The organism is Mesorhizobium sp. CA4 (assembly GCF_020165075.1).
Taxonomy (GTDB): Bacteria; Pseudomonadota; Alphaproteobacteria; order Rhizobiales; family Rhizobiaceae; genus Mesorhizobium.
In genome coordinates this window covers 1-16,351 of sequence record NZ_JAIUHK010000005.1, presented here as the reverse complement: position 1 = coordinate 16,351, position 16,351 = coordinate 1, and the positions used below count along the sequence as shown (strand labels likewise).

General features: G+C 62.3%; 15 protein-coding genes. 4 read left to right on the top strand and 11 right to left on the bottom strand.

Going from position 1 to position 16,351, the window contains the following annotated elements:
- Positions 1-118 precede the first annotated feature (118 nt).
- The gene (locus tag LB528_RS05640; protein WP_224714125.1) at positions 119-1,309 is read left to right on the top strand and encodes an integrase core domain-containing protein; all 1,191 of its coding nucleotides are present in this window, start codon (positions 119-121) and stop codon (positions 1,307-1,309) included.
- A 205-nt stretch (positions 1,310-1,514) separates the two neighbouring features.
- Here the strand turns inward: LB528_RS05640 and LB528_RS05635 are convergent, their stop codons facing one another.
- Genes LB528_RS05635 through LB528_RS05610 form a run of 6 tightly spaced genes read right to left on the bottom strand, consistent with a single transcriptional unit; the run spans position 1,515 to position 7,474 of the window.
- Positions 1,515-2,393: an RDD family protein gene (locus LB528_RS05635; protein ID WP_224714124.1), complete on the bottom strand. Its 879-nt coding sequence runs from the start codon at positions 2,391-2,393 to the stop codon at positions 1,515-1,517.
- A complete protein-coding gene (locus LB528_RS05630) occupies positions 2,380-3,396 on the bottom strand; it encodes a stage II sporulation protein M (protein ID WP_224714123.1) in 1,017 nt (338 codons plus the stop codon). Before LB528_RS05630 ends, LB528_RS05635 begins: the two co-directional genes overlap by 14 nt.
- Positions 3,393-4,697 (bottom strand): DUF58 domain-containing protein, encoded by a 1,305-nt coding sequence (locus LB528_RS05625; protein ID WP_224714122.1) that lies wholly within the window; start codon positions 4,695-4,697, stop codon positions 3,393-3,395. The genes LB528_RS05630 and LB528_RS05625 overlap by 4 nt, the downstream gene beginning before the upstream one ends.
- On the bottom strand, positions 4,694-5,650 hold the full coding sequence (locus LB528_RS05620; protein ID WP_224714121.1) for an AAA family ATPase: 957 nt from the start codon (positions 5,648-5,650) through the stop codon (positions 4,694-4,696). The genes LB528_RS05625 and LB528_RS05620 overlap by 4 nt, the downstream gene beginning before the upstream one ends.
- Positions 5,637-6,851, bottom strand: coding sequence for a DUF4350 domain-containing protein (locus LB528_RS05615; RefSeq protein ID WP_224714120.1), 1,215 nt, complete (start codon positions 6,849-6,851; stop codon positions 5,637-5,639). Before LB528_RS05615 ends, LB528_RS05620 begins: the two co-directional genes overlap by 14 nt.
- Positions 6,848-7,474 (bottom strand): DUF4129 domain-containing protein, encoded by a 627-nt coding sequence (locus tag LB528_RS05610; protein ID WP_224714119.1) that lies wholly within the window; start codon positions 7,472-7,474, stop codon positions 6,848-6,850. The genes LB528_RS05615 and LB528_RS05610 overlap by 4 nt, the downstream gene beginning before the upstream one ends.
- 141 nt (positions 7,475-7,615) lie before the next feature.
- On the opposite strand from LB528_RS05610, the gene LB528_RS05605 reads away from it, so the two are divergent.
- A complete protein-coding gene (locus tag LB528_RS05605; protein WP_224714118.1) occupies positions 7,616-8,479 on the top strand; it encodes a hypothetical protein in 864 nt (287 codons plus the stop codon).
- A gap of 339 nt (positions 8,480-8,818) precedes the next feature.
- On the opposite strand, the gene LB528_RS05600 is transcribed toward LB528_RS05605, so the two are convergent.
- Positions 8,819-8,992, bottom strand: coding sequence for a hypothetical protein (locus LB528_RS05600; protein WP_318012275.1), 174 nt, complete (start codon positions 8,990-8,992; stop codon positions 8,819-8,821).
- Positions 8,993-9,212: 220 nt separating this feature from the next.
- Between LB528_RS05600 and LB528_RS05595 the strand changes: the two genes are divergently transcribed.
- The gene (locus LB528_RS05595; RefSeq protein ID WP_224714117.1) at positions 9,213-10,097 is read left to right on the top strand and encodes a macro domain-containing protein; all 885 of its coding nucleotides are present in this window, start codon (positions 9,213-9,215) and stop codon (positions 10,095-10,097) included.
- Positions 10,082-11,026 (top strand): DarT ssDNA thymidine ADP-ribosyltransferase family protein, encoded by a 945-nt coding sequence (locus LB528_RS05590; protein WP_224714116.1) that lies wholly within the window; start codon positions 10,082-10,084, stop codon positions 11,024-11,026. Before LB528_RS05595 ends, LB528_RS05590 begins: the two co-directional genes overlap by 16 nt.
- Positions 11,027-11,128: 102 nt before the next feature.
- On the opposite strand, the gene LB528_RS05585 is transcribed toward LB528_RS05590, so the two are convergent.
- The 4 genes from LB528_RS05585 to LB528_RS05570 form a co-directional block, all read right to left on the bottom strand.
- A complete protein-coding gene (locus tag LB528_RS05585; protein ID WP_224714115.1) occupies positions 11,129-12,769 on the bottom strand; it encodes an ABC transporter substrate-binding protein in 1,641 nt (546 codons plus the stop codon).
- Positions 12,770-13,132: 363 nt separating this feature from the next.
- Positions 13,133-14,110, bottom strand: coding sequence for an alpha/beta hydrolase (locus LB528_RS05580; protein WP_411962114.1), 978 nt, complete (start codon positions 14,108-14,110; stop codon positions 13,133-13,135).
- Positions 14,107-14,784 carry an isochorismatase family protein gene (locus tag LB528_RS05575; RefSeq protein ID WP_224714113.1) on the bottom strand — a complete coding sequence of 226 codons (678 nt, stop codon included), beginning with the start codon at positions 14,782-14,784 and terminating at the stop codon, positions 14,107-14,109. Before LB528_RS05575 ends, LB528_RS05580 begins: the two co-directional genes overlap by 4 nt.
- A 27-nt stretch (positions 14,785-14,811) precedes the next feature.
- Positions 14,812-16,110: a M24 family metallopeptidase gene (locus LB528_RS05570; RefSeq protein ID WP_224714112.1), complete on the bottom strand. Its 1,299-nt coding sequence runs from the start codon at positions 16,108-16,110 to the stop codon at positions 14,812-14,814.
- Positions 16,111-16,351 lie beyond the last annotated feature (241 nt).

Sequence of the window (16,351 nt, the reverse complement as noted above, 5' to 3'; positions counted from 1 at the left end):
GGCACCTTCTCCCCGTATAGTGACGGGGAGAAGGGAATAGTGTCCGAACCGGATAGATAGGTAACAGAATGGACCGATAGCATAGGTGACAGTTTTCTCGTCCGCCGGAGGACCGGCGATGGTTTGGCGAGAGACTGGCATCATGGACGAGCGGCTTCGGTTTGTAGTGGATTGCCTGGCTGGCGAGGAGACGATGAGCGCGCTTTGTGCGACCTACGGCATATCGCGCAAGTGCGGCTACAAATGGCTTGGTCGCTATCGGGAGTTCGGCCCGGAAGGTTTGCATGATCTGCCGCGAGCACCGCTCAATCATGGTCGGGCAACAGCTCTGGATCTGGTGGAGCGGATCGTCGCGACGAAGGAAACGCATCCGCTGTGGGGACCCAAGAAGATCGTGGCGCGGCTCAAGCGCATGGCTCCCGAACTGGTCTGGCCGTCGGCCTCAACAGTAGGTGCCATCCTTGCGCGGCATGGGCTTGTCAGCGCGCGCAAGCGACCACGCCTGCGGGCCTGCGGCAACGGACCGTGGCTGGAGCCGCAAGAGCCGAACGCTGTATGGACTGGCGACCACAAAGGCTGGTTCCGAACCGCCGACAAATGGCGTTGCGAACCGTTGACGGTGATGGATGCGTCGAGCCGCTACCTTCTGGCGCTCGAAGCGACGGGATCGACAGCCGATAGCGAGGCCTGGCCGGTGTTCGAACGGCTGTTTGAGGAGCATGGCCTGCCGGATCGGTTCAGAAGTGACAATGGTGTGCCCTTCGCATCGGCCGGCGTTACCGGGCTGACGCCGCTTGCGGTGCGCTTCATCAAGCTCGGCATTACGCTGGAGCGGATCGCGCCCGGCAAGCCTCAGCAGAACGGACGTCATGAGCGCTTTCATCTGACCATGCTGCCGCTGGCCAAGGAACCGGCGGCCGACAAAGCGGCCCAGAGCCAGGCCTTCGAGGCCTTTCGGCGCAGCTACAATGAAGAACGTCCCCATGAGGCGCTGGGCATGGACACCCCCGCACAGCGCTACCGACCCTCACAGCGCACCATGCCCAGAACGCCAGCCGAACCCAACTATGCGGCCGAGGCCGCGGTCCGCCGCGTGCGCCACAATGGCGAGATCAGATGGAATGGCGGCTTTATCTATGTCTCACAATCACTGGCCGGTGAAGCCGCCGCCGCTACCGAAACCAAGGACGGTCAATGGGCACTTTCCTTCCATGCCCATCCGCTCGGCATCATCGACACCAGACGCATGAAGCTTGTCCGTCGCAGCGCCGCGCCAACCAATCCGCTTGGCGCTGCGACGGACCCATAGGGAGAGAACTGTTACCTATGTATCCGGTTCAAAGTGTTACCCATCTATCGGCTGGACAATAGCCGCGATCTCATCGCCCTCTGCAACATTTGAGATTGGCGAAATCGCCCGCGACAGCGTCTTTCTCCCCGTCACTATACGGGGAGAAATGTCCGGCAGGGCAATGAGGGGCAGCGCCGACGTTTTCTCAGCAATCGCCACGGGCCTACCGCGCGTACTTATCCGCCTTCCTATTCCCAAGCAGCAGCTTGCGCTCCAGATGCGCGCGCAGCTCGCCGTAATAGGCGGTGAGGAAAGCCTTTGAATCTATCGGCTCGACCTTGGCGCCGATCTTGCGGGCGATGGTCTCCGCCACCGCCTTGAGCGCTGAATAGTCGTCGCGGCGCAGCACTTCCTCAAGCTTCTGCAGCTCGGCGATTCCATAGGCGTCGAGCTGCGCGGGGCTGAACTGGAAGCGGGCCGCGATCGGGTCCTTGCGCTGCGAAAGGTCTTCGACCAGCGCTACTTTCGGCGCCTCGACCACCCAGGTGCCCGCAAGCAGGTCGCCGATCCTCAGCCGGTCGCGGTTGAACAGCGGGAACAGCGAGAACAGCAGCGCCCAGACGAGGCCGAAGATGGTCGTCAGCGTGTCGGCGACATCGGCGCTGGCGCGCGCGGCGAGGATCGACAGCGGCAGGAACACTTCGATCTCGCGCATCAGGTTGCGCGCGATGACCTGGTCGAGCGTAAGGCCGGCGCCGCTGCGCGACGCGACCCTGACGCCAACCATGCGCTTGCCCGGTGTGGCTGCCCGCCGTCCCGCCTCGAAGGCGATGAAATAGACGTTGCGCAGGAAGAAGATGAAGATGATCCAGACGATGAACAGCGGTTCGGCATCCTGTATACCAAGCCCGCCAAGGCCGAACAGCGCGATGAGGCTTACCACCACCGCCGCCACAATGATGATCACCACGTCGAGCAGGAAGCCCGAAGCCCGGGTGCCGGCATCCGCCAGCTTGACCCTGAGGTCGACGCCTTCCGGCGTGACCAGCGGGCGTATGAGCGCTGCCGGGTTCTTGACCTTCGCTGTCCTAGCGGTCGCCATGCCGCACCATCCGGAACAGATAGAAATAGCAGATCCACAAGGCCAGCATGCCGCCGCCGATCGAATAGCGGGCGAGGTCGCTGGTGATCGTCTGCCGGCCGATGCCTTCCAACAGTCCGGCGAAAAGCAGCATCACCGTGACGCCGATCATGGCGGTCGCCGCGACGCGTCCGGCCTGTGCTGCGGCAGCCATGCGGGTCAGCTCGCCGGGAAAGGCGATGCTGGTGCCGATGCGCATGCCGGCAGCTCCCGCGATGGCGATGGCGAACAGCTCCGTCGTGCCGTGGATCGAAAGCCAGCCGCCGAGCTCGAACCCTAGGCCCTTGGCGGCATAGATCTGGAAAATGGCGCCGAGCATGCAGCCATTCATCAGGATGATCAGCACGCTCGGCACGGCGAAGGCGAAGCCCAGCGCGAAGGCCAGGATCGAGACCTGCGTGTTGTGGGTGAAGAGATAGGCGGCGAACCCGGACAGGAAATGGTCGCCGCCGCCATAAAGCACGCTGCGCAGCGTTTCGGCCGACGAATCCGGGTTGCGCCCGCCCGCCAGGCTCGGCGCGATGATGGCGTCGTACCAGCGCTTGTCGGCGGCGACCAGCCAATAGCCGGCGATCGCGCCGATCACCGTCAACCCGACCGATGTCCATACCTCGCGCCAAAGGTCGCGGATCGCAGCCGGCCAATCGTGCAGGAAGAAGTCGCCGATGCGCGTTCTCAAGCTCCGCCGCGCGCCATAGAGATAGAAATAGCCGCGCAGGCACAGCGCCTCGAGATAGGCGATCAGCGCGCTGTCGAGCGAGGTCGCGCGCGCCACCGAGAGCGAGGACAGGGCCGAGCGGTAGAGCAGGGGCAGCGACAGTAATTCGTCTTCCGAAAGCGCGCGCGGCGCGCGTTTTTCGACGCGCGCAAGCAGCGCCTCGAAGGCTTTCCAGTCGGCCTCGCGCTCCTGGCGGAAGCTTGCCAGCGACTGGCGAACCGCGTCGGTTCCGGCAGACAGCGTCATAGAAGGTTCTCCTCCTTGAGCTGGATATAGCGCTCGACCAGCGCCGGACCGAGCCGCTGGTGGTCGGCCTCGATGACATGCGCGCCAAGCAGCCTGAGGCGCCCGATCACCACCTGCCGCTGCCGCAAGAGGTCGCCGGCGGTGACCGAGCGGGCGACATCCTCGGGCGCCGCCGGCGCCATGTCGGCCAGCGTTTCAAGCTCCACATCCTTCATCAGCATGAACAGCACCAGATGCCGCTCGGTCAGCCGGCCCACGGTGCGCAGCATCAGTTCGGCGCTGATCGGATCGACGAAATCGGTGAAGACGATGACCAGCGAGCGCCGGTCGAGCCTCGCCGACAGCGTAGTCAGCGCCAGCGTGAAGTTGGTCTCCTCGGTCGAATAGTCGATCTCGGCGGCGCGCTTCTGGATCATGGTGAAGCTCGGTGAGCCGCGCACCGCGCCGCTCGACACGCGCGGCCTGGCATCGAAGGAAAACAGGCTGACGAGATCGCCGCCTTTTAGCGCGATGAAGGCCGACAGAAGCGCCGCCGTCACCGCGCGGTCGACCTTCGGCACGCCATCGACCGGCTCGCACATCAGCCGGCCGCTATCGATGGCCAGAACGATGTTGTTGTTCTCCTCGATCCGGAACTCGCGCGCCAGCAGCTTGCCGTGGCGGGCGCTGCGCTTCCAGTCGATCATGCGCCGGCCCATGCCGGGCTGGTAATCCTTCAGCGACTCGAACTCGCGGCCCTGGCCGGCACGCTTCTGCGCATGGCCATCGGCAAGGGCCGAGCGCTGCAAGAGCGTGATCGCCTCGTCGCGTGCGCTGTTGACGTTGGGCAGCACCGCAACCTTGCGGTCGACCCGCAACATGACCTGGTTCCACATCAGACCGAACGGGCCCTGCCAGCGCAGCCACAGCCGGTCGAAGCTGGCGATGCCGCGGCGGATCGCCTCGAATTCGAGATCAAGTGTGCCGCCATTGGCCGGCATCGCGCCGCCGGTGCCCGCTACTGGCTGCAGCCGCTGGTCATGGCCGACACGCGCCTGCAGGCGCCGTAGCCTCGCGCCGAGACCGGCCGCGATGTGCAACGTGAAGCGCCCGCCGATACCCACCTGCGGCGGTGCCGTCAGTGTGGCGTTGAGCGAGGCGCGGCCTCTGCCCGCGGCGGCGTCCACCGCCAGGAAGGCGAGAAGCACGCAGATCCACAACAGGCCGAGATACCAGACATGCGGCAAAGCGAGCGCGATCAGGAAGGCGGGGATTGCCCCCGCCGCCGCTGCCCAGACCGCTCGCCCGCTCGGATAGATCAACGCGGCGCTTCCGTATGGTCGACGAGGTCGGACACGATCTGCTCAACCAGCCGCCCGTCGATCTGCGCGGCCGGCGAAAGCACGACGCGGTGGCGCAACGCCGGCACGGCCAAAGCCTTGACGTCGTCCGGGATGACGTAGTTGCGGCCGTCGAGCGCCGCCCTGGCGCGCGCGGCTCTCGCCAGCATGGCGCCCGCGCGCGGGCTGGCGCCGACCTCGAGGTCGGGGCTTTCGCGCGTGCCGCGCACAAGGGCCGCGATATAGCCGACGACATCGTCGACCAGCGTGACGTCGCCGACCGTGGCGAGAGCAGCTTCCAGCGTCTTGCGGTCGGTCTGCGCCTTGATGCCGTATTGCCCGATATCGTGCGAGGCCGAGCTGCCGCCGTGATGGACGATGATGGCGCGCTCTTCCCTCAGGTCCGGATAGCTCACCCGATGCTTGAACAGGAAGCGGTCGAGCTGCGCTTCGGGCAGCGGATAGACGCCCTGATGCTCGATCGGGTTCTGCGTCGCCACCACCATGAAATTCCGACCCAGCGAATGGGTGGTGCCGTCGAAGGTAACGGCATGCTCCTGCATGGCCTCGAGCAGGGCTGCCTGGGTCTTTGGCGGCGTGCGGTTGATTTCGTCGGCGAGCAGCAAGTCGCAGAAGATCGGGCCGCGCGTCAGCGTGAACTGCCCGGTCTGGAAATTATAGATGTTGGCGCCGACGATATCGCCGGGCATCAGGTCGGGCGTGAACTGGATACGACCATAGGCGACGCCGAGAGCCTGGGCGAAGCAGCGCGCCGTCATCGTCTTGGCCGTGCCAGGCGGGCCTTCGAGCAGGATATGCCCGCCAGCAAACAGCGCCGTCAGCATCAAATCGACCGTGTCGCGCTGTCCGGTAATCGCTTTCGCGACTTCTTCCCTGATCGCGCTCGCCAGGGCCTTCACTTCATCGACGTTCACCGAGCCTCCTTGCCGTCCAGTCATGCAGCTTCTCCGCTGCTTCATGCATTCCGGCCAAACTGTTGGAATCGTTAACTGCCTTGAACCGCGCGGTGAAGCCTTGCGCTTCGCCCCTGTCGCGGGAATCGAGCCAGCGGTCGAGCGCCTCGCCCTGCAGCCCATGCGGCGCGCCAAGCAGCGCAGCGGCGCGCTGGCGCATCAGCGTTGCATAACGGCCGCCGAGCCCCTGCAGCCGCCCGGCGCGCTTCAACAGCATCGCCGTGGTATCGACCAGCGCCCGCTTGCCGAAGGCGATGGCACGCTCTTCGGCGCGCGGCGGACCGAAGCGGCCGAGCCCATGCAGGAAGGCAAGCGCGGCCGCCACCAGCACCGAGAGCGTCAAAGCCAGGAAGGGCGGTTCGATCAGCAGCTTGGCGAGATCGAAGTTACCGCCGATACCGTGCAGCGCCAGGTCGAACATGACGGCGCCCTTGGCGGGCTCCAGCATGGCGATCAGGTCGAGCGCGGCCGCTGCCGTCTGCTCGTCCTTCAGCGCGAAGTTGTTGATGAAATCGGGGTCGGTGAGGATATAGAAGGGTTCGTTTTCGAGTTCGGTCAGGATAGCCCTGCCGTCGCCCGCCGCGATCAGCGGATGCTCGTCCGCCACCCATTGCAGCTCGCCCGGCGCGGGTACCATGCGGCCGGCGATGTTGATTTGCGAGAGCGTGCTCTTTGCCTCGCCGAGCTTCGCCTTGGCGATGCGGCCCAGCCAGTCGTTGACGACGTGGTTGGGCAGCCGCTCGATCTTGGTCTCCCAGCCGTCATGGCCGAACAAGGGAAAGGTCTGCCACTTCGGCAGGACGAACAGCGTATCCTTGCCCGAGCGCAGCTTGATGAGGCGATCGAGCGCGGCCGGGTCGCTGCCCGGCGCGATGGTGACGACAAGCAGGAAAGTCGATGCCAGTGGGGAGGCAAGGTCCTTCTCGCCACGTTCCATCGGCGGCGCCTGTCCGTTGGTCAGCTTCAGCCATTCGACAAGCCCGGCATAGCCGGTGCCGCCTTTCGAAAGCGGCGTGGCGCCGCCTTGGGGCTGGCGAAAATCCGGCGCGTAGGTGGACAGAAGAAAAAATCCGGCCGCCGCCAGCAGGCTGGCGAAAATGCCCCAGAACAGGGTTTTGCGGCTGAACGGCTCCGCGGCTGCCTCGGTCGGTTGCGCGCTCATGCCCAGGCGTCCCGAAAGGCGAAACGCTCATAGGCGCCGCGCGCCTGCCGCCAGCCTTCGACCCCGACGGGTCGGCGGGCAAACAAAGCTGCCTCGACGATGCGGGCGATCTCGCTGAAGGCGGCGCGCGGGCGGGTGGGGATCGAACCGGCGGCGGCGATGTCGCGCGCGGTGAGCGATGGGCGCAGGAAATCGGGGAGCCGGGTGGCGATGTCGGCGACGCTGCGACGCAACAGTAGATGCACCGCCTCGTCATACTCGCCGCGCGCGGCGAGCGCATCGGCCTCGGAGAGCAGGACCTGGGCCGCCCCCGCGTCCGGGCGCCACTCTTTCTTCGCTTCGGTCTCTTCGCGTTTTCGCCGCCATGGCAGGCGCCAGGCAACGCCTTTCGCCTCGAGGAAAAGCAGAAAAGCGATGATCGCGACGCCGATGATCACCGCGCCCCAGAACAGATAGATCATATAGGGACCGAGTTTTGCCAAGCCGTCCAGAAACGGCTTCAGCCATTCCGGCGGCTCGGGCTGCACATAGGCCGGCAGCCCGAACTGGATCGTATCGTCGGCCAGCAGTTGCTTGTGCAACTGCGCCAGCCGTCCGGCCTCTTCCGTCCCTGCGGCTGTCACCCGCTCGTTCCCCCTGCAACCTGCGGTTCGGGCCGACACTGGCAATACGCCATGACAATTGCAAGCGGGCCCAACCGCAAGTATCAATGTAGGTGGTTTATACTTTCCAATTTTTCGATTTGAATTAGCGGGGGATACAAGATGGCTTCCATAGCGAGCGGCCGCTCGGAGACATTCAGCATCGGCCGGGCTTTCAGCAATACTTTTTCGGTTATCGGTCGCAGCTTCGCTACGCTAGCGGCTATCGTTGGCCTTTTTTCGATGCTGCCTGCGCTGCTATACAATATCTGGAACTTCACGCAGGTTGCCAGGATGACAGGCAGTGGCGATATCGTCACCTTCGAAAGGTCGACCATAGGGACTTACGGTGTTGTTTCGCTGGTCGCTGGTCCGGTCCTTCTGGCGCTGGCTTTTCTCGCGCAAGCTGCGCTGGTGCGAGCCACAATCGAGGATCTGAACGGCAAACGCCCGGCAATTGGCGACTGCATACAGATCGCGCTGCGCAGTTTCTTTCCCACGCTTGGAACTGGCCTCGTAATCATTCTTGCATTGGTTTTGGCGGTGTTAGTGCTCGGTGTCGTCGCAATGGTCATACCGATCGCTGGCGGAATTATCGCGCTTCTGGCCATGATTCCCATAGCTATGTGGTTGATCAGCATATCGGTCGCTGTGCCCGTCGTGGTCCAGGAAAGACCCGGTGTCTTCGCCGCGATTTCACGAAGCAGAACTCTGACGAAGGGGAGCCGCTGGCGGATATTCTTCCTGTTTCTGGTCATCGGCATAGCGGCAATGGCGCTTCAGGTGATTTTCACCTTGCTGTTCCAAGCCGCCGTGCTGGGCGGCGGAATTACCACCAGGGGGATCATCGTCGGCGCGGTCGGCAGCAGTCTACTGTCGACCATCTTCTCCGCGGTGATGTCGGTGGCTATCGCGGTCACCTATGTCGAGCTGCGCCGGGTCAAGGAAGGCACCAGTGTCGACGAACTGGCGGAGATCTTCTCCTAGACCATCAGGACCGGCTTCAAGGATTGGGCAATCCTGGCGCGGCCGGAAGATTCCGGCCGGGCACTCGTAAGGAACGCCCAGCACCGCGCTCGATCGAGCGGCGCCGACCTCCTGCCTCACTGACAGCAGCAATGGTCTGCCCGCACGCTCGTCCGGCAGAGGCAGGACGAGGTGATCGGCACATCGGCTTTGGCCAGCGCCACAGCAAGCTTCGCCTGCAGTCCCGGCAGTTCCTCTTTCTCGCGGCGCCGAAGCAGCGCTTGGCGACATGGTCGGCCTCGGCCTTGCCATGCTCCTTCCAGGTCAGATTGTAGAATGGCCCGGCGGCATAGGCGATGCCTAATGCACGAAGGCGCGGCCGGGATCGCTCTCCAGCGCCTTTTCGAAGCATTTGATGCCTTCCTCGTGGATGAAGCCGTAGCACCAATTCAGCCCGATATCGAACCAGCGCTGCGTCTCGATGGAGGAGGTGGAGATCGGACGGCGGTATGTGCCGAGGTCGAACTGGTCCATTTGCATATTTCTTATGCACTTCCATGCCATGGAGCCAGCTAGCGCTGGTCACTTATGGATCGCCGGCGGGTGCCGTGCGTTGTTAGTAGGGATCTGGAAGTGTGTATAACATTAAGCCGAATGCCGCGCTGCCAACGACAGCGCTGCAGAATCGTGCTAGAAAGCTTGCAAAATGTTCTGTATATGTTCTCATTCGTTCTGACCTGGGGCGCCTAAGCGAATGATCACTTTTCTTGAAAGCAGTGTGTTTGAATCTCCCGCACAGACGCTGGTGAACACCGTCAATACGGTGGGCGTCATGGGTAAGGGAATCGCGAAGGAGTTCAAAAGCAGGTACCCGCGAATGTTTCGGGAGTATCGCGGCCTTTGCGAGGCGCACGCATTTCAGGTTGGCAATCTCCACCTTTGGCGATCCGATACGCGATGGGTGTTGAATTTTCCAACTAAAACCACGTGGAAATTGCCTTCGAAGATGGAGTACATCGAACGTGGTCTCCGGAAATTTGTCGCGACTTACAAAGATCTAGGGATCACCTCGGTTTCGTTTCCGCCTCTAGGCTGCGGCAACGGCAATTTGAATTGGGATGACGTTCGTCCTCTAATGGAAAGCCATCTAGCTCAAGTTAGTATCCCCGTATACATCCATGACGTACAAGTTCCAGCGGATTTTGTAGCGGAGCACAAGCAACAAGCACGGGTTCCTGAGGATTTTGCAGAATTCTCTGAAGATCTTAGGAAGCTGGCCAAAGATCACATTTTCGCGACTTCCAAAGAGTCTCAATTCACGGTGCAGATGCAAACCGATAACTCGCTTGTTGTAGAACATCAGTCAGGGAAGAAGGAGCGAATTGATGAAGAGTTGCTCCAAGCTTCTTGGGTCAGATTGCGGGAGAGGATACTTTCAATAGATAGCTTCTCCGACGCAAAATCGCAGCGACTAAAGAGTTACCTTTTTCCGATATTATCCGAGCTGCCTTACATCTGCTCGGTCAAATCTCGAACAGGCTCTTCGACCGCATCTCGTGCAGAAGCGCTTTTCTTAGATCGCGACCAATATGCTCCCTACACTGTGGCGAAGCCGGCGCAAGGATGGCTATTTCAATAGCAAGGGCCGATCAGCACGTCGCATTGTGGGGGCCTCGCCTGGATCGGTTCGCATCAAGGAAGGGTTGGGGCAGGTCCCTCTACCACGCGTGCCAAATCGAGGTTGCAGCAGAGATCTTGCGTGGTGGCGAGGTTTTATGCCGCAATGGGGTGCCGGCTTTGCTATGTGACGTCGCCAATCAGGGCGCCCTACATAACAATCCCGCCGCTCATAACTATGTAAGACTGTATTTCAGGCCAAAGAACAGATTCCATCTGAAGACGGAAGGCATAAAGGCTCGAGGTGACCCTAACAGGGTGGATCCTCACATGAGCATTCCCGTGATGCTGGTCTTCGACCTAAAATCAGTTCTTACTCAACCAGCTAGCCGCTTTGTGGCCGGAAACTTTGCGAATTCCAATCAGATGCCGAGAGGTGGCGACGCTCATTTTGATCAGCTTAACTTTGAACATATTTATCACGACTCGGCTGTCTCGCAGGATGAAATGCAGCATATTCAAAATATGCGAATGTCTGAGGTTATTGTTCCTGAGAGGTTAAGTCTTGGAGCTCTGAACTATGTGGTGTGCCGAACTATCCATGAAGAGCGCTATTTGAAGACGCTGCTTGGACCGGGAGTTTGGAATTACAATTTTGCGGTAGAAAAAGGCGGGTCGGTCTTCTTTCGTCGCGGTATGTTTGTTGGTGAGCTTTATACTCAAAACGGGGAACTACATTTCGATTTCAGCTCACCTGTCTCTGCCCCGAGGCCACAATATGAAGTGAAGGTGACCTGCGGTAACGAGCATTTCCGATACGAGTTAGCGCCAAGTAGGTGGCGAATTCCAGCCATCGTAAATTCAAATCCTAATGCCATTTGGAAGATCGAGATCGAAGGGTGCACGGCATACGAGGGAGTCGTCCCAGCTGCTGGCCCAGTCGTGGCTTAGCTCTGTTTCAGTCGACAATCTATCTCGGTTCGGCGTCATTGCGGGCCCCACGATTTGCTTGACGTGCTCGTCTAGCAAATCGTGCGGCACCGCAGACTGATTTCAGGACTCCAGCCAGACTTTCTCGAAATGCTGCTCGAGCGCCTGGTGCTGTTCGCAGCCCTGCACGCCCTTGCGATAGGTGCGGTAGACCGAACGCCAATAGGGCTGGATGATGATGCCGGAGTCGCGCAGGTTGGTCTCGATCTTGGCCATGATCTCCTTGCGCTGGGCGGCGTCCGGCGTTGCCAGCGCCTTGTCGAGAAGCTCGTCGAACTCCTTGTTCGCATAGGCGCTTTCGTTCCAGGCACCGCCCGATTTGTAGGCCAGAGCCAGCACCTGCACGCCGAGCGGGCGGCCGAGCCATTCGGTGCAGGAATAAGGGAACTTGGCCCAGTCGTTCCAGAAGGTCGCGGCCGGCAGCACGGTGCGCTTGATCTTGAGGCCGGCCTCTCGGATTTGCGCTGCGATCGCGTCGGCGGTGCTCTTCTGCCATTCGACGTCGACCGAGATCAGCTCAAATTCATGGTCGGCCTTGCCGGCTTCCGAAATCAGCTTCTTGGCCTGTTCGACATCGCGCTTGGCCGGGCCGATATCGGCGAATTCCGGATGCATGGGACCGACATGGTGGTTGTCGGCGGGCTTGCCGCGGCCGTCGAGCCCGAGCTTTAGCACCGCCGCATTGTCGACGGCAAACTGGGCGGCGCGGCGCACCTTGGCGTCGTCATAGGGCGCGTTGGAGACATTGAAACGCGCGACGATCGTCGAGCCGGTGGCGATCTCGGAATTCTGCAGGCCCATTTGCTCGGTCTGCGACACGGCATCCGACGCGGTTTCGTGGTCGGTGTCGATCTCGCCGGATTCGAAGGCCGACAGCATGGCGTTGGGATCGGAACCGTAGTCGACCCATTTGATGCCGTCGAGATAGAACTCGCCCTTCCACCAGGGCTTGTCCTTGCGCTTCACCTCGGCGCCCGTCTCGGCATCCCAACTGACCAGCTCGCAAGGGCCGGTGGTGATGGCCAAAGCCTTCTTCGGATCGGCATCGCCCTCATAGGAGCGGTGCATGATCAGCGCCGGATAGTCGGCCATGCCGGCGATCAGCGAGATGTCGGGCTTTGGCAGGTTGAGCTTGACGGTGTAGTCGTCGATCTTCTGGATGCCGCCGTCGACGGGTTTCTTGGTGTCGGCATTGACCAGCGCGCCCATGCGCGCCGCGACAGAATTGCCCGCGACCGAGGCATCGCACCAGCGGTTGAGGTTGTGGATCACGTCGTCGACGTTGAAAGTGTCGCCGTTCGACCATGTGATGCCCTTGCGCACGTGAAGCGTGATCGTCTTGGCGTCGTCGCTGGTCTCCCAGCTTTCCAACAGCCAGGGCTCGAAAGAAAAGTCGGTTTTCCAGCGCACCAGATATTCGTTGCACTGGCGCGCGACATTCGACATCTCGACACCGTCGAAAGTGCGCGGATCCTTGAAGCCCTTGACGTTCATCGCGACGCGCAGCACGCCGCCCTTTTTCGGCTCGGCGGCGCGGGCAGGCGAGGGAGCGATCCCGCCCAGCGCCATCGCGCCGGCGGCGCTAACGCCAAAGCCGGCCATCAAAGCCAGATATTCGCGCCGGTTGATCGCGCCCTTCTTGAAATCGTCGGCGATCGGCCTGGCACGCGGGTGCAGTTTTCTGTCGGTCAGCATGAATTTCATCGTCGTTCCCTCTGTTGTTGGGCGCTCCGGGCCGCCATGCGGGGCGGATGCGACCGCCGGAGCGCCGTTGCTGCAAGGGAATGATAGGTCCGCTTTCCGCAGCGAAATGGTTGGGTTTCCGCAGTTCTTGTGCGCTGTTCCGCAGGTAACCAAGCTTAGGTTCCTCGCCCCCGCCGAAGGTGGGGAGAGGTGGCCGCGAAGCGGACGGAGAGGGGGCCTTCGTAGGGCGCTGCCCTCTCCGTCTCGGCTTCGCCGAGCCACCTCTCCCCACTTACGTGGGGCGAGGAACCTTGATCTTCCGGGGCCGCGATCCTTCACCGGCCCTCTGCCCTGCAGGATCTCTTCAAGACTTCGGGGGAAAGATCAGCGCTCCGTCGCTGCGCCGAGCGCGTGAACATCAGCAACAATCCTCGCGAACGCCTCCGCCGCGCGCGGAACGGTCGGCCTTGCCCGCAGAAAGCTGTGCACCAGCCGCGGTTCCTCGCGCCACCACGCTTGTCCGCCGGCGGCGAGGATGCGGTCGCGATAGACTTCGCCGTCGGAGGACAGCGGATCGCATTCGGCGGTGACGATGATCGTCGGCGGTAGGCCGGAGAGGTCGCTATCCCTGAGCGGCGAGAATTTCGGGTCGTCCAAAGCTTGCCCGGGCGCGGACCGGATACGGCGGTAGAACTCGATGTCGCTGACGCTGAGCAGCGGCGCTTCGGCATGCTCGACATAAGAGCGCCCGGTCTCGTCGCCGCCCAGCTCCGGATAGATCAACATCTGGCCAACAGCGTGCCGTTCACGGCGCCGCGTCGCTTGCGCCACGGCGGCAGCGAGATTGCCGCCGGCGCTTTCGCCGCAAAGCACGATCGGCAGCGTGCTGGTCGCCGCGACCCATTCGAACAGGGCCAGCGCATCGTCGAAGGAGGCTGGATGCAGATGCTCCGGCGCCAGCCGGTAATCGGCCGAGACCACCTCGAAACCGGTGCCGGCGCAGATCTCGGCGCAAATGTCGTCGTGGCTGTCGAGGTCGCCAAGAACAAAACCGCCGCCATGGTAATAGACGACGATCGCCGGCGCCGTCTTGTCGGCCATGCGGTAGTATCGGATCGGGATCGCATGCGCGGTCGTCGATACGAGGCCGTCGCCGGTCGTCACGCCTTCCGGATGGCCTTGGTGAAACGCGAGGCACATCCGGTCATAGACCGCGCGTTGCTCGGCAATGGGCGCGGCGACGATCTCCGGCGGATACCAACCGTTGATCGTGTCGATATAGTTCCACAAGTCCGGATCGAGCCGGTCGGCATATTTGCCGCGGATCGCCGGATCGGTCGGGGCGCTGGCCACTGCCGTCAGAGCTCGGCGTAGAGCTGCGCCGCGTTCTCGAAGGTGAAACGCAACGGCACCGAACCCTCGACCTGCCACACCTTCACGGTGTCTCCCGCCATCAGCCGGCAGGCGTCGAGCGTGTTGGTGACGGCACCGCCATAGAGACGGTTGGCGAGGTTGAAGATGCCGGTCTGGTGCATAGCGGCACTGGCGCTGCCGCAGGCATCCTTGACCAAAAGCACGCGAAAACCGCGCGCCACCGCGTCCTTCACCGTGGCGTCGACGCAGGCCTCGGTCCAGACGCCGGCAATCACCAGCGATTCGATGCCGGAGGCCTTGAGCATGTCGCCAAAATCGTTCTTGGCGAAGGCGCTGGCTTCCTGCTTGACCAGCATGGCTTCGCTATCTTGCGGCGCCACTTCATGGCAGATCGCGGTCAGCGGATCGTCCTTGTCGGAAAAGGCCGACTTGCCGCTTTCGTCGACCGGATGGAAAGGCCGCGCCTCGGCGAGATCGACGATATAGGCCCAGTGGTAGAGCGGCACGAAATTGCGCCGCGCCGCCTCCTGCAGGCGCCGCACATTGGCGAGGATGTCGGCAAAGCCCTCGACCAGATAGCGTTTGTCCTTGCGATGCTCCTCCTGGAGATCGATGAACACAGCGGCCACCGTGCCGCGCCGGATGGAAATGGGCGTTTTCATGCGAAATGTGCTGTCGATGCGTCGGCGTTAATTGTCAAGAAACTCGTCTTCATACGGGAAGCGCGAAAGCAATTCCGTGCCGGTCTCGGTGATCAGGATCTCATCCTCCAGCTTGACGCCCTCTCGGCCGCCCTTCTCGCCGATATAGCTTTCCACACTCACCACCATGCCGGGCACGATGATGCCGTCGCGGCCATAGGTCTCGTAGTCCATCGCATGCGCGATGAAAGGCGTTTCGCCATGCATGCCGACGCCGTGCATGACCGAGGTGTAGCGCTGGTCGACGAAGTGGTCCGGGATCTTCCACGCCTTCTCGGCGATCTCGCGGAACGCCATGCCCGGCTTCACGATGCTGATATTGTGCTGCACCTGGTCGTGCGCCATGCGGTAGAGCGACTTCTGGTAGGGTGTCGGCTTGCCCGGACCGCAGCGAAAGGTGCGCGAGAAGTCGGAATAATAGCCGTAGCAGCCGATCGTATCGGTATCGAGCGCCAGCAACTCGCCCGGCCTGATCTTGCGCCCGCTCGCCTCGTTGAACCATGGATTGGTGCGCTGTCCCGAAGTGAGCAGCCGGGTCTCGATGAACTCGCCGCCTTGCCGGATCACCTCACCATACATTATGGCGAACAGCTCGTTCTCGGAAACGCCGGGCTTGATCGCCTCGCGCACGGCCGCCACTGCGGCCTCGGCCCCCGCCATCGAGGCCAGCAGGCATTTCACTTCCTCCGGCGTCTTCACCGCACGCACGGCGAGGATTTCGCCCTGGCAGTCCTTCACCTCGCAGCCGCGCTTTTCCAGCGCCAGCGCCTGCAGATGGCTGCAGCGGTCGAGCCCAAGCTTCATCGAGCCGCCGCCATGCTTCTTGAGCAACTCGGCGATCTCGTCGGCGAACGGCCCGGCGGTCTTGTCGTCACGGCCCGAGACGGAGGACCACACCAGCTTCGATGGCCGCGCCTCGTCGATCGTGTCGAGCACCATCGAGACATGATAGCTCTGCGGATATTCGAACAGCACGATGGGCCCCTCGGTGGGCACGAAGAAGTAGCGGGTCGAGTTGCGCAGGAAATAGCCGAACATGTTGCGCGAGCCGGTGGCGTAGCGCTGGTTGTAGGGATCGAACAAAACGACGCCGCCATAACCCGCCTCGCGCATCCAGGCGCGCAGTTTCGCCAGTCGCCCCTTGCGCAGCGCGTCAGCGTCGATGAAGGACGGCTCGGTGTCGGACAGCCACATGCCGCCGGCGGGATCGGCCGCGGCTGGGTGGCGCATGCGGTCCTTGAAGTCCACATCCTCGGTGCTTTCGGGGTCGAATACGACGATGCTCATGCGCGGCCTCCTGTTGTGGAGAACATGATCTATACGCCACACAAAGTGTGTGCGGATTCCCGCAAATGTCGTGCCGGACGCCGCAAGTTTCGAATCGTCGTCAAGGTACAGCGTCGGCGGGACAGCACCCCCCTCTGGCCTGCCGGCCATCTCCCCCGCAAGGGCATAGGCGCTAAGATAGGTATTGCGGCGCGGAATCGGTTGTGATTCTACGCTGGAGATGACACACGAATCGCTTGTT

What these genes read in the sequence shown, in the direction of transcription:
- LB528_RS05605 (WP_224714118.1), top strand. Translation starts at nt 7,616, where the DNA reads ATGGCTTCCATAGCGAGCGGCCGCTCGGAGACATTCAGCATCGGCCGG.
- LB528_RS05585 (WP_224714115.1), bottom strand. Translation starts at nt 12,769, where the DNA reads ATGAAATTCATGCTGACCGACAGAAAACTGCACCCGCGTGCCAGGCCG.
- LB528_RS05595 (WP_224714117.1), top strand. Translation starts at nt 9,213, where the DNA reads ATGATCACTTTTCTTGAAAGCAGTGTGTTTGAATCTCCCGCACAGACG.
- LB528_RS05635 (WP_224714124.1), bottom strand. Translation starts at nt 2,393, where the DNA reads ATGGCGACCGCTAGGACAGCGAAGGTCAAGAACCCGGCAGCGCTCATA.
- LB528_RS05600 (WP_318012275.1), bottom strand. Translation starts at nt 8,992, where the DNA reads ATGGACCAGTTCGACCTCGGCACATACCGCCGTCCGATCTCCACCTCC.
- LB528_RS05590 (WP_224714116.1), top strand. Translation starts at nt 10,082, where the DNA reads ATGGCTATTTCAATAGCAAGGGCCGATCAGCACGTCGCATTGTGGGGG.
- LB528_RS05630 (WP_224714123.1), bottom strand. Translation starts at nt 3,396, where the DNA reads ATGACGCTGTCTGCCGGAACCGACGCGGTTCGCCAGTCGCTGGCAAGC.
- LB528_RS05575 (WP_224714113.1), bottom strand. Translation starts at nt 14,784, where the DNA reads ATGAAAACGCCCATTTCCATCCGGCGCGGCACGGTGGCCGCTGTGTTC.
- LB528_RS05640 (WP_224714125.1), top strand. Translation starts at nt 119, where the DNA reads ATGGTTTGGCGAGAGACTGGCATCATGGACGAGCGGCTTCGGTTTGTA.
- LB528_RS05615 (WP_224714120.1), bottom strand. Translation starts at nt 6,851, where the DNA reads ATGAGCGCGCAACCGACCGAGGCAGCCGCGGAGCCGTTCAGCCGCAAA.
- LB528_RS05570 (WP_224714112.1), bottom strand. Translation starts at nt 16,110, where the DNA reads ATGAGCATCGTCGTATTCGACCCCGAAAGCACCGAGGATGTGGACTTC.